This is a genomic window from Pseudomonas sp. Ag1 (genome assembly GCF_000278565.1).
Classification (GTDB): domain Bacteria; phylum Pseudomonadota; class Gammaproteobacteria; order Pseudomonadales; family Pseudomonadaceae; genus Aquipseudomonas.
Genome location: NZ_AKVH01000088.1, coordinates 1 through 11817 on the forward strand (window position 1 = coordinate 1; position 11817 = coordinate 11817).

Genomic DNA, 11817 nt, shown 5'->3' on the forward strand with positions numbered 1-11817 from the left:
CTCTCAGGTTTTTCGCGAGCAAGCCCGCTCCCACAGAAAAGCAGATYTGTTTTCGCTCTGGTCTTTGCTTTTGCTTTTAACACTCAAGCCSGCCGGGAGGCCGCTGTGCTYTTGCTTTTGATTTTGATCTGACTGCCCCAATAAGTCCGAGGCCGAACGCAGGTATTGCGGAGCGGCGGCCCGCGGAGCAATGCCGTTTGGTGGACTTTGCCGCTTTTGCAAAGTGACTCGCTGTAAGAGCGAAACCATACGCCGCCGTTACCCAAATAACGGATATGTACCCAATCACTGAGCTGGCTTGCAGGCATGGCATCAGGTTTTTGCAGCCAACTCCCGCAGCACCTTGAGCAATGTGGTCTCACCCTTAACCACGTCCGCCTGCTCAAAGCAGATCCAACCTTCGTTAAACCCATCAATCATGCGCATGCGCGGCATTGGATTCTGCGCGCCTTGCTCACGAAACATCGGCTCCCACGCATCGCGAGGCACCACCTGTGCTGTCACACCACGACCAAGCACTTCGGTCAACGTGCGAGCGATGTCGTTCGGGCTGACCCATTGGCCTTCCAGCTCAACTACCCGACGCCCGCTCCAGTGTTGCTGCAACAATTGCGCAGCGAGGCGGCCGACGTCGGCGGTGGCGATCATCGGTACGGTCTTATCCAGCGGTTGCAGGAAGCTGTGGATCACTCCGTGTTCGCGGGCAGTGGCTACGTCGTAGGCGGCGTTTTCCATGAACCAGCCCGGACGCAAAAAGGTCACCGGCACGTTCAACGCGCTCAGCGCCTGTTCCATCAAGGTGCGTTGGGTCAGCAGGTTCAGGTGTTCGGCCTGGGCGCCAATGGTCGACAGGCAAACAACTTTCTGCGGGGCTGCCGCTTCAATGGCCTGAGCGACGGCGGCAATCACTTTGCGCGCCTCGGGAAAACCCGGCTCCGGGTCGAAATCCGAAGGCGGCAGGATGAACACGCCGGTGGCACCCTTGAATGCTTCAGTGAGGGCCGCAGCGTCGTCCATATTGGCGATGGCGACCTCGCAACCAAGGGCGGCCCATACGGCGCCTTTGCTGGCATCGCGAATGACTGCGCGCACGGGTTGACGATCGTTGAGGAGAAAGCGCGCGAGGGCGCCGCCGACTTTGCCTGTGATTCCGGTGATGACATACATGGTGTTTACGCCTGTTGTTCCAATGTGTGGATCAAGCATAAACACCGCCCTGGATTGACAGAATAGCGATTCCGTCACTGCATCAGTGACTCAAAATCACGAATCACCCAGCGGTGGCAGCCGGCGCTTTACCGGGGTTTTCTTGACGATGGCCGTGTTGGTTTCGGCGTACGCGTTGAGCCGGTCCAGCAGGGTGTCCAGTTGGTCCATGGTGCGCACATGCAGGCGTGCGATGAAGCAGTCATCGCCGGTCACCTTGTCGCACTCGGTGAACTCGGGGATCGCCTGGATTTGCCGCTCCACCTCTTGCAATTTTCCGGGCAAAGGGCGGATGCGCACGATGGCTTGCAGCAGATAGCCAAAATGCTTGGGGTCAATGTCCACGGTGTAGTTCTTCAACACGCCGCGCTCTTCCAGGCGCCGCAGCCGCTCGCCGACGCTGGGGGAGGACAGGCCGGTGATACCCGCCAAGGCCTTGAGGGACAGGCGCGAATCGTCCATCAGCGCGGCGATCAGTTGCTGGTCAATGCTGTCAATCATGGTCGCTCCGAAAGCGATTGCTCAGGTTTGCCTAATAAGAATAGGCGAAATGCAAGGTTCGCCTTATTTAGAATCTGGAGTCGCTACAGGCCAGATTGCCATAATTGAGCCTCACTTGAGGAGCTCAATCATGGACAAATCCATACGTCGCGGTTCATGGGAAATGGTTGCCGCCATGCTCATATCCGGCACCATCGGCTGGTTCGTGCTGGTGTCGGGAGTGCCGGTGGTGGAAGTGGTGTTCTGGCGCTGCGTGATCGGCGCGCTGACGTTGCTGGTGGTGTGCTGGCTGCTCGGCTATCTGCGCCTGGACTTGCTGGACTACACCAAGCTCGGGCTGGCGATGCTCAGCGGCGTGGCGATCGTGGGTAATTGGTTGCTGCTGTTCGAGTCCTACGCCAGGGCATCCATTTCCATCAGTACAGCGGTGTATAACGTGCAGCCGTTCATGTTGGTGATGCTGGCGGCAGTGTTCCTGGGCGAGAAAATCACCGTGCAAAAGCTCGCCTGGCTGAGCGTGGCGTTCGTGGGAATGCTGGCGATTGTCACTGCCCATGGCGATCAGTCAAATACCGGGGACGACTATCTGGTGGGCGTGGCATTGGCGCTGGGCGCGGCGCTTTTGTACGCGATTGCCGCCCTGATCATCAAGCGCTTGAAGGAGGTGCCGCCGCATTTGATGGCGTTGATCCAGGTGACCACAGGCGCCTTGCTGCTGGCACCGCTGATGCAGTGGCACAGCCTGTCTGCATCGATGGATGCTTGGGCGGCATTGCTGACCTTAGGCGTGGTGCATACCGGCTTGATGTACGTGCTGCTGTATGGCGCGATCCAGAAGTTGCCGACGGCAATCACCGGGGCGCTGTCGTTTATCTACCCGATTGCGGCAATCTTTGTCGACTGGATTGCCTTTGGGCATCGCCTGGGCTGGTTGCAATGGCTGGGCGTGGCGGCCATTCTGCTGGCGGCGGCGGGGTTGCAGCGGGGTTGGTGGTGGCGTTCGAAAACAGTGATGAGCGTCACGCCGTAGCATGACGCTCACCGGCGACTCAATGTGCGCCGCGCGGGATGGTCTTGAGCAGGTCATCCGGGCTGATATAACCCACCACACTGCCGGGTTGCGGCAGGCCGAGGATGTGGCCCTTGATCTTGCCGATCACGTGCATCTCGCAAGGCTTGCAGTCGAACTTCAGCGTCAGCACTTCGTCGCCGTGGATCAACTGCATCGGCGCGACCTTGGTCTTCACCCCCGTCACACCCTTGGCCTGTTTGGGGCACAGGTTGAACGAGAACCGCAGGCAGTGCTTGGTGATCATCACCGGCACTTCGCCGGTTTCTTCGTGGGCTTCATACGCCGCATCGATCAGTTGCACACCGTGACGGTGATAGAAGTCGCGGGCCTTCTGGTTGTAGACGTTGGCCAGGAACGACAGGTGCGATTCCGGGTACACCGGCGGCGGCGTGGTTTCCGCCTTGCGGCCGCCCCGTGGATGAGCCTGGATACGCGCCTCGGTCAGCGCCTCGATCACTTCACGGCGCAGGGCCTTGAGCTGCGAGTTCGGGATGAAGAACGCCTGCGGCGCATCCAGTTCGATCGCGGTGGCGTGGTACTGGGTGGTGCCCAGTTGGCCCAGCAGGTCGCGCAGGGTTTCCAGGGCCTGTTCCGGCTTGTTGGCCACGCCAAACGGGCCGGGCAGCGCAACGCTGGCGCTGATGCCTTCTTCGCTGGTGACGGTCAGTTCCAGGCGGTCTTCCTGCAGGCGAACGTTCCACGACACACCGATACGGCGCTCGGCGGAAGTCTTGAGCAGCGCCTGTTGCCAGTTATGGTCCAGGTTGCGGTTCAGCGGATGATTCGGGCGCAACTGATGCAGGCCGGCCGGCATCTCGTTGGGCTCGACGCGGTAGCGGTAGCGCTTCTCGCCGTCTTCTTCGAACTCACCTTTTGGCTCGGCGATGTTAGCGCGGAAACCCACCACTTCACGCTTGATCAGCACATTGAGGCCGTCGCCGTTGGACAGCGGCTCATGGGTGATCACTTGCAAGTCACGCTTGCCGGCTTTTTCCACCACACCCACCGGCAGGCCGGTAAAGGTTGGGGTGTCGAAGGCGCCGATGTCGACCTTGCGGTCGGTGACGAAGTAGTCGGTGCTGCCACGATGGAAGGTCTTTTCCGGGTCCGGCAGGAAGAAATGCGCGGTGCGGCCGCTGGAAGCGCGGGCCAGGTCCGGGCGGTCTTCAAGAATCTCGTCCAGGCGCTGGCGGTAATAGGCGGTGATGTTCTTCACATAGCCCATGTCCTTGTAGCGGCCTTCGATCTTGAACGAACGCACGCCGGCATCCACCAGGGCGCGCAGGTTGGCGCTCTGGTTGTTGTCTTTCATCGACAACAGGTGCTTTTCAAAGGCAACCACACGGCCCTGGTCATCCTTGAGGGTGTAGGGCAGGCGGCAGGCCTGGGAGCAATCGCCACGGTTGGCGCTGCGGCCATTCTGGGCGTGGGAGATGTTGCACTGGCCGGAGAAGGCCACGCACAAGGCACCGTGGATGAAGAACTCGATGGCGGCATCGGTTTCATCGGCAATCGCACGGATTTCCTGCAGGTTCAGCTCACGGGCCAACACCAGCTGCGAAAAACCGGCCTGGTCGAGGAACTTGGCCCGGCCCAGGGTGCGGATGTCGGTCTGGGTGCTGGCATGCAGTTCGATGGGCGGGATATCCAGCTCCATCACCCCCAGGTCCTGGACGATCAGCGCGTCGACGCCGGCATCGTAGAGCTGGTGGATCAGCTTGCGCGCCGGCTCAAGCTCGTTGTCGTGCAGGATCGTGTTGATGGTGGTGAACACCCGCGCATGGTAGCGCCGAGCGAACTCCACCAACTGCGCGATATCGCTCACGTCGTTGCAGGCGTTATGGCGCGCGCCGAAACTCGGGCCGCCGATGTACACGGCGTCGGCGCCATGCAGGATGGCCTCGCGGGCGATGGCAACATCGCGCGCAGGGCTGAGCAATTCCAGGTGATGCTTGGGCAAGGACATAGTTTTTTTAGTCAGGCTTGTCACGGAGGCGGGCATTGTAGCTGTGAAATGCGCTATCGACATCTATCAAGCCCCAGGTGTGCTCCCAAATTGGAATGCACTCAACGGTGGGAGCCGGGCTTGCCCGCGATGCAGACACCGCGGTGTATCAGTGACACCGAGGCGATCCCATCGCAGCCTCGCTGGAGCTCGACAGCTCCCACATTTGATCATCGTTGGTTGATATAGAGCGTTTGGCTCAGCCCTTGGCGGCCATCGCAGTGACTTCAACCCGCATGCCTTCGACGGCCAGGGCGGCAACACCAACCGCCGCACGCACCGGCCAAGGCTTGGCGAAGTAGCGCTTGTAGACTTCATTGAAAGCGGCGCGGTCGGCCATGTCGGTCAGGTAGATGGTCAGGTGCATGACCCGGTCAATCGAACTGCCGGCGCGTTCCAGCGCAACCTTCAGGGCTTGCAGAGTGCATTCGCTTTGCAGGGTGATATCGCCAAGCTCCAGGCTGCCGTCGGCGCGGGTAGGGATTTGCGTGGAGACGAGGATGCCGTTGAAACCGATGACGTCGGAGGAGATGGAGTCAGGGTCGAGGTCGGGGGTGAAGGCGAGGTCGTGGTTGGCCATGGGATTCCCTTGGGTGACATCAGAAAGAAGGCCGATATGGTCCCCGAAAAAAAGGCCCGGGGCAAACCCGGGCCTTTTCGGCGAAGCAGCAAGGTAAAACGAAAGTCCACGATCAACCGTGCTTGTTTAACTAGTCTGTTGTTTCGTGGATAGTTTAATTGCCAATAGTTGCGTGTGCAGGTGCACTGCCGATTAAACTCGATTAATTAAAATTCACTGTGCATATGCGCACGCTGCTGTAGTTTTAACCCTGTCTTAGCCGCTCTGCTTCGACAACATCCTTTGGTTTGCCGCCGCAGTCTCTGCGGCGGATTTTTTATGGGCGCTGATGTATATATATTTAACTTATTTATAAAGTGGCACTTTGATAGTTGGTTGAATCAAACTATCAGTACACCAAGAGAGGCTTGTGCCTGCCCCATTTCGCACAACTGCTGTGCAAGATGAGGGATTAATCCACCGCCGCTGAATGCCTATAGTTCTTTCACCGCCGCAGCGCCCCACGGGGCATGCGAAATCCAGTCGTAGATTGAGGTGATCATAATGAATAGCGAATTCAAGCCTGACGTGGCCGATACCCAACCGCAGCACCTGCTCGATGCCGAATACTTTGAGTACAGCAAGGCCGCCAATCCCATCAGTGCGAACCTGATCACGCGCATTCCCTATCACAGCTTCCCGGCCTCGCTGTACGACAGTGGGCCCTCTCGGGTAGTGCCGCTGGACCTCAGCGATGCCTTGGGTTGCGAAGGTCCGGCCACCGGTCCGGGGCTGTGTGCGAACTTCATTCGCCTGAACGCCGGCGATACGCTGGAACTGCACCCCAACGCCACCTCACAGGTGTTTTATGTCATCGCCGGGCAGGGCAGTGTGGTTCAGGGCGCGCACCGCATCGACTGGACCAAAGGCTGCTTCATTGCGCTGCCAGGTCTGCAGCAAGCGCGGTTCAGCGCATCAGAGGATGCGCGCCTGTATTACGTCCACGATGAGCCGCTGTTGCGTTACCTGGGCGTGATCCGCAGTGCCGATCGCTTCGTGCCGACGCTGTATCCCGCGGAGCTGGCCAACGCAAAACTGCGGGAAGCGGCCGATGATCCCCGCGCCCAGGACCGTAGCCGTATCAGCATCCTGCTGGGCAATCGCAACTTCCCGCAGACTCGCACCGTGACCCATGTGCTGTGGGCGATGTACGGCATCCTGCCGCCGGGGTCGATTCAGAAGCCCCACCGACACCAGTCGATTGCGCTGGATTTCATCATTGATTGCCCCAAAGGCTGCTATTCGCTGGTGGGCACCGAACTGGACGCCGATGGGCAGATCCGCAACCCGGTGCGGGTCGACTGGTCGCCGGGCCTGGCGTTCGTGACGCCGCCAGGTTACTGGCATGCCCACTTCAATGAGTCCGACACGGAAGCCTTCCTGATTCCGATCCAGGATGCGGGGCTGCAAACCTATCTGCGGTCGCTGGATATCCGCTTCAGTTGAAACGTTTCCAGTGCGGTGATTCGCCCATCTGCTCGACGATAAAGTCGATGAAGCACCGCACTTTGGAAGACACGATGCGCTTGGGTGGATACACGAACCACACCGCCGATTCACGGCCTGCGATGCGGATTTCCCACTCAGGCAACCACACCAGCAACTCGCCGGTTTCAATGGGTTTGGCTACCAGCCAGTCGGGCAGCAAGGCAAATCCCAGGCCCTGTTGTGCGGCGATCAATTGTGCGTCCAGGTCGTTGATCCGGATGCTGTCTTTATGCACCAGCGGTGACACCTCACGCCCGTTGGCAAATGCGCTGTCAGCCGCTCCCAGGATCGCCGGCATGGCAGCCAGGTCGGCAGGGTTGACCGGCGCCGGATACTCCCGGCAAAACGCCGGGCTGGCCACCAGCCGGTAGCGCTCATCGCAGATCTTGCGTGCCTTCAACGTGGAATCCGCCAGGGTGCCAATGCGGATCGCCAGGTCCGCGCCGGCATGAATCAGGTTGACGTGGCTGTCGTCCAGCACCAGTTCCAGCTTGATCTGCGGGTAGCGGGCCAGGAAGGCATTCAAGGTGGGAAGGATATGGTGACGGGCAAAGGCGGGCGGCAGGTTGAGCTTGAGGACGCCCCGTGGTTGTTCGTTCAGCGCGGAGGTGGCCGCCTTGGCTTGTTCCAGCTCGTCCAGCACCCGGCGTGCGTGCGTCAGGAATGTCTGGCCACCCTCGGTCAGGTGCAGCGTACGGGTAGAGCGGTTGAACAAGGCGATGCCGAGGTCCTGTTCAAGGTCCTTCACGTAGCGTGAAACCGTGGAAGCCTTGATGCCAAGCCGGTCGGCGGCACGGGAGAAGTTATTGCCCTCGGCGGCTTCGACAAAGGCGGTTAACGCAGCGAAGTAATCCAAGGGCGGCCTCGACTTGACGGTGGGTTGCCTGGCGCTACAGCGGCGTCAGCACGTTCATCACGGTGTCCAGCGCCACCCGGGTATCGTCCAGTTGCACCAGGGAGGCATGCCGCGCGCCGAGGGCATCACGGTTCTTGATCGCGGTGAGGATCGCTTTGTGCCGGGGCAGGCTGAGGCCCTGGATGTCGGGGCGACGGTTGGTGATGTTGATGGACTCGCGAAGTGGCAGCGACAGCATGTTGCACATGTAGGCCAGCAAGTCGTTGCGGGTCGCATCGGCAATTGCGCGGTGGAAGTCCAGGTCGGCCTGTAACAGCGCGTCGTGGGTATTGGCGGTTTCCATGCCGAGGTAGGCTTTTTCGATGGTGGCGATGTCGGCGTCGGTGGCGGTGGTCGCGGCCATCGCGGCGATTTCCGGCTCGAGGATCCGGCGTACACCGGCCAGGGTGTTGAAAAACTCGCTGTGGGGTGTCGACTGCATCAGCCAGGTCAGCACGTCCGGGTCCAGCAAGTGCCACTGCACCCGAGGGCGCACCACAGCGCCGACCTTGGGCTTGGAAATCACCAGGCCCTTGGCGCTCAGCACCCGAGTCGCCTCACGCAATACCGAGCGGCTGACCTTGTACTCCTCGCACAAGGTGGCCTCCATGGGCAACCGTTCTTCCGGCTTGAAGCGCCCGGAAACGATGTGCATGCCCAAGTCCTGGACGATTTGGGCGTGCATGCTCTTGCGCGGCTTGGTCGGCTGCTGATCCATAACAGGGAGGCTACTCTGGCGAAATACGCGGCATCATAACATTGCTCCCGTCCCAATTAGTGGGAATGACGCGGCACTTCGGCGCCACGGCAGCCCACCAGGAAGTCGAAGTCGCAGCCCTGGTCTGCCTGTAATACGTGGTCGATGTACAGCTGCCGGTAGCCTCCGACAATCAGTTGCTCGGGCGGTGCAAGGTCGGCCATGCGGGCCGCCAGTTCGGCGTCCGGAATGTCCAGGTGCAGGCGGCCATTGGCGCAATCGAGTTCGATCCAGTCGCCTTCCTTGACCGTGGCCAACGGGCCGCCGGCCGCCGCTTCCGGCGCCACGTGCAACACCACGGTGCCGTAGGCCGTGCCGCTCATGCGCGCATCGGAAATCCGCACCATGTCGGTCACGCCCTGGGCCAGCAGTTTGGCCGGCAAGCCCATGTTGCCGACTTCCGCCATGCCCGGATAACCCTTGGGCCCGCAGTTTTTCATCACCAGGATCGAGTTGGCATCCACGTCCAGTTCCGGGTCGTTGATCCGTGCCTTGTACATGTCGAAGTTCTCGAACACCACGGCACGCCCGCGATGCTGCATCAGTTCGGCACTGGCAGCCGAAGGCTTGAGGACTGCACCCAGTGGCGCGAGGTTGCCCCGCAACACACAAATGCCGCCGTCGGCGCGGATCGGGTTGTCGAGGGTGCGGATCACTTCGTCCTGGCCGTAGATCGGCGCTTCCCGGGTGTTTTCGCCGAGGGACTTGCCGTTGACGGTCAAGGCATTCGGGTGCGGGATCAGGTTGGCCTCACCGAGGCGGCGCAGCACCGCCGGCAGGCCGCCAGCGTAGTAGAACTCCTCCATCAGGAAGCGCCCGGACGGCTGCAGGTCGACGATGGTCGGCATGCCACGGCCCATGCGGGTCCAGTCGTCCAGGTCGAGCTCGACGCCGATGCGCCCGGCGATGGCTTTCAGGTGAATCACCGCGTTGGTCGAGCCGCCGATGGCTGCGTTGACGCGAATCGCGTTTTCGAAAGCCTCCTTGGTCAGGATCTTCGACAGCTTCAGGTCTTCGCGCACCATCTCCACCGCACGCATGCCGGACATGTGCGCCAGTACATAACGCCGCGCATCCACCGCGGGAATCGCCGCGTTGTGGGGCAGGGAAGTGCCGAGTGCTTCGGCCATGCAGGCCATGGTCGAGGCGGTGCCCATGGTGTTGCAGGTGCCCGCCGAGCGGGACATGCCGCCTTCGGCCGCGAGGAAATCGTCGAGGGTAATGGTGCCCGCCTTGACCTGTTCGCTGAGCTGCCACACCACGGTGCCCGAGCCGATGTCCTGGCCCTTGTGCTTGCCGTTGAGCATCGGCCCGCCGGTGACGACGATCGCCGGCACGTCGCAACTGGCGGCGCCCATCAGCAGCGCCGGGGTGGTCTTGTCACAGCCGGTCAGCAGCACCACGCCGTCGATGGGGTTGCCGCGAATGGCTTCCTCCACGTCCATGCTGGCCAGGTTACGGGTGAGCATCGCGGTGGGGCGCAGGTTCGATTCGCCGTTGGAGAACACCGGAAATTCCACCGGAAAGCCACCGGCTTCGATCACGCCGCGTTTCACATGCTCGGCAATCTGGCGGAAGTGCGCGTTGCAGGGCGTCAGCTCCGACCAGGTATTGCAGATCCCGATGATCGGTTTGCCGTGGAACTGATGATCGGCAATCCCCTGGTTTTTCATCCAGCTGCGGTACATGAAGCCGTTTTTATCGGCGGTACCAAACCAGCTGGCGGAGCGCAGGACGGGCTTTTTCTCGGACATGGCTGACTCTCTTATTGTAAGACTATATTGATCCATTCTCGGCTTAACATAGGCGTAAATTCGGGTGTTTGGAAGTGTTGTTGATTAAATAGTATTACTATATAGTCCGATTCAACGAGGCCTGGCCCTGGCGGTTTTCCGCGAGAGGCGACCCGAAACGCTCTATAAAAATAACAATCGGAGACCGCTCACATGAGCCAGGAACAGCGGCTGATACGTCGCATCACGCTGAAACTGATTCCCTTCCTGATCTTGCTGTACCTGATTGCCTATGTGGATCGCTCGGCCGTGGGCTTCGCCAAATTGCACATGGGCGCGGATGTCGGCATCGGCGATGCGGCGTATGGATTGGGAGCAGGGCTGTTCTTTATTGGCTACTTCCTGCTGGAAATCCCCAGCAACCTGATGCTCGACCGTTTCGGCGCGCGGCGCTGGTTCGCACGAATCATGGTGACCTGGGGCGCCATCACCATCGGCATGGCATTCGTCCAGGGCCCCCACAGTTTCTATGTGATGCGCTTTCTGCTGGGCGCCGCCGAAGCCGGGTTCTTCCCGGGTGTCCTCTACTACATCACCCAATGGTTCCCGGTGAGGCACAGCGGTAAGATCCTCGGGCTGTTCATCCTGTCCCAACCCATCGCCATGATGATCACCGGCCCCGTGGCGGGCGGCTTGCTCGGCATGGACGGGATACTCGGCCTGCACGGCTGGCAGTGGTTGTTCATCGTCATCGGCACCCCAGCGATCCTGCTGACCTGGCCGGTGCTGCGCTACCTGCCGGATGGGCCGCAACAGGTGAAATGGATGGACCAGGCGGAGAAGGCCTGGCTCACCGGCGAGCTGGCCAAAGACCTGCAAGCCTACGGCCAGACCCGGCACGGCAACCCGCTGCATGCGCTGAAGGACAAACGCGTGTTGCTGCTGGCGCTGTTCTACCTGCCGGTGACCTTGAGCATTTATGGGCTGGGCCTGTGGCTGCCGACCTTGATCAAGCAGTTTGGCGGCAGCGACCTGACCACCGGGTTTGTGTCGGCAGTGCCCTACATCTTCGGGATCATCGGTTTGCTGATCGTCCCGCGCAGTTCCGATCGCCTGAATGATCGCTACGGTCATCTCGCCGTGCTCTACGTGTTGGGCGCCATCGGCCTGTTCCTCAGCGCCTGGCTGACAGTGCCGCTGTGGCAACTGGCAGCGCTGTGCCTGGTGGCGTTTGCGCTGTTCTCTTGCACGGCGGTGTTCTGGACCTTGCCGGGACGTTTCTTTGCCGGCGCGAGTGCAGCGGCGGGCATCGCCTTGATCAACTCGGTGGGCAACCTCGGCGGCTACATCGGGCCGTTCGTGATCGGCGCCCTCAAGGAGTACACCGGCAACCTTGCGTCGGGCTTGTACTTCCTGGCGTGCGTGATGCTGTTCGGGGTGGTGTTGACCGGGGTGGTCTATCGGTTGCTGGAGCGCAGGCACGTGCTGCCGCCCGACCAGTTCGCCGCCAGCGCCCGTGGCGCCACGCGTACTTAATTGGC

The 11817-nt window shown here is 60.9% G+C and carries 10 protein-coding genes; 3 read left to right on the plus strand and 7 right to left on the minus strand.

Annotation, left to right across the window (positions count from 1 at the left end):
* Positions 1-312 precede the first annotated feature (312 nt).
* Together A462_RS22485 and A462_RS22480 are read right to left on the minus strand one after the other, a co-directional pair.
* Positions 313-1167, minus strand: a complete 855-nt coding sequence (locus A462_RS22485) for an NmrA family NAD(P)-binding protein (RefSeq protein WP_008433321.1) — start codon at positions 1165-1167, stop codon at positions 313-315.
* A 96-nt stretch (positions 1168-1263) separates the two neighbouring features.
* Positions 1264-1707: an Lrp/AsnC family transcriptional regulator gene (locus A462_RS22480; RefSeq protein WP_008433323.1), complete on the minus strand. Its 444-nt coding sequence runs from the start codon at positions 1705-1707 to the stop codon at positions 1264-1266.
* 130 nt (positions 1708-1837) lie between these two features.
* Here A462_RS22480 and A462_RS22475 point away from each other — a divergent pair, with 130 nt between their 5' ends.
* Positions 1838-2737: a DMT family transporter gene (locus tag A462_RS22475; protein ID WP_008433324.1), complete on the plus strand. Its 900-nt coding sequence runs from the start codon at positions 1838-1840 to the stop codon at positions 2735-2737.
* A gap of 19 nt (positions 2738-2756) precedes the next feature.
* Here A462_RS22475 and A462_RS22470 read toward each other — a convergent pair whose 3' ends face one another.
* Positions 2757-4745 carry a peptidase U32 family protein gene (locus A462_RS22470; protein ID WP_008433328.1) on the minus strand — a complete coding sequence of 663 codons (1989 nt, stop codon included), beginning with the start codon at positions 4743-4745 and terminating at the stop codon, positions 2757-2759.
* A 238-nt stretch (positions 4746-4983) separates the two neighbouring features.
* Positions 4984-5364: a RidA family protein gene (locus tag A462_RS22465; RefSeq protein WP_003217799.1), complete on the minus strand. Its 381-nt coding sequence runs from the start codon at positions 5362-5364 to the stop codon at positions 4984-4986.
* Positions 5365-5907: 543 nt separating this feature from the next.
* On the opposite strand from A462_RS22465, the gene A462_RS22460 reads away from it, so the two are divergent.
* Positions 5908-6849 carry a cupin gene (locus tag A462_RS22460; RefSeq protein ID WP_008433330.1) on the plus strand — a complete coding sequence of 314 codons (942 nt, stop codon included), beginning with the start codon at positions 5908-5910 and terminating at the stop codon, positions 6847-6849.
* Here the strand turns inward: A462_RS22460 and A462_RS22455 are convergent.
* Genes A462_RS22455 through A462_RS22445 form a run of 3 tightly spaced genes read right to left on the minus strand, consistent with a single transcriptional unit; the run spans position 6842 to position 10297 of the window.
* The gene (locus tag A462_RS22455) at positions 6842-7747 is read right to left on the minus strand and encodes a LysR family transcriptional regulator (protein ID WP_008433334.1); all 906 of its coding nucleotides are present in this window, start codon (positions 7745-7747) and stop codon (positions 6842-6844) included. The genes A462_RS22460 and A462_RS22455 overlap by 8 nt on opposite strands.
* A gap of 34 nt (positions 7748-7781) precedes the next feature.
* The gene (locus A462_RS22450; RefSeq protein WP_008433336.1) at positions 7782-8504 is read right to left on the minus strand and encodes a FadR/GntR family transcriptional regulator; all 723 of its coding nucleotides are present in this window, start codon (positions 8502-8504) and stop codon (positions 7782-7784) included.
* A 56-nt stretch (positions 8505-8560) separates the two neighbouring features.
* Positions 8561-10297, minus strand: coding sequence for an IlvD/Edd family dehydratase (locus tag A462_RS22445; RefSeq protein ID WP_008433338.1), 1737 nt, complete (start codon positions 10295-10297; stop codon positions 8561-8563).
* A gap of 192 nt (positions 10298-10489) precedes the next feature.
* On the opposite strand from A462_RS22445, the gene A462_RS22440 reads away from it, so the two are divergent.
* Positions 10490-11812, plus strand: coding sequence for an MFS transporter (locus A462_RS22440; RefSeq protein WP_008433340.1), 1323 nt, complete (start codon positions 10490-10492; stop codon positions 11810-11812).
* Positions 11813-11817 lie beyond the last annotated feature (5 nt).

Excerpts from the sequence above, each read along its gene's own strand:
- A462_RS22485 (WP_008433321.1), bottom strand. The coding sequence starts at position 1,167 with ATGTATGTCATCACCGGAATCACAGGCAAAGTCGGCGGCGCCCTCGCG.
- A462_RS22480 (WP_008433323.1), bottom strand. The coding sequence starts at position 1,707 with ATGATTGACAGCATTGACCAGCAACTGATCGCCGCGCTGATGGACGAT.
- A462_RS22475 (WP_008433324.1), top strand. The coding sequence starts at position 1,838 with ATGGACAAATCCATACGTCGCGGTTCATGGGAAATGGTTGCCGCCATG.
- A462_RS22470 (WP_008433328.1), bottom strand. The coding sequence starts at position 4,745 with ATGTCCTTGCCCAAGCATCACCTGGAATTGCTCAGCCCTGCGCGCGAT.
- A462_RS22465 (WP_003217799.1), bottom strand. The coding sequence starts at position 5,364 with ATGGCCAACCACGACCTCGCCTTCACCCCCGACCTCGACCCTGACTCC.
- A462_RS22460 (WP_008433330.1), top strand. The coding sequence starts at position 5,908 with ATGAATAGCGAATTCAAGCCTGACGTGGCCGATACCCAACCGCAGCAC.
- A462_RS22450 (WP_008433336.1), bottom strand. The coding sequence starts at position 8,504 with ATGGATCAGCAGCCGACCAAGCCGCGCAAGAGCATGCACGCCCAAATC.
- A462_RS22445 (WP_008433338.1), bottom strand. The coding sequence starts at position 10,297 with ATGTCCGAGAAAAAGCCCGTCCTGCGCTCCGCCAGCTGGTTTGGTACC.
- A462_RS22440 (WP_008433340.1), top strand. The coding sequence starts at position 10,490 with ATGAGCCAGGAACAGCGGCTGATACGTCGCATCACGCTGAAACTGATT.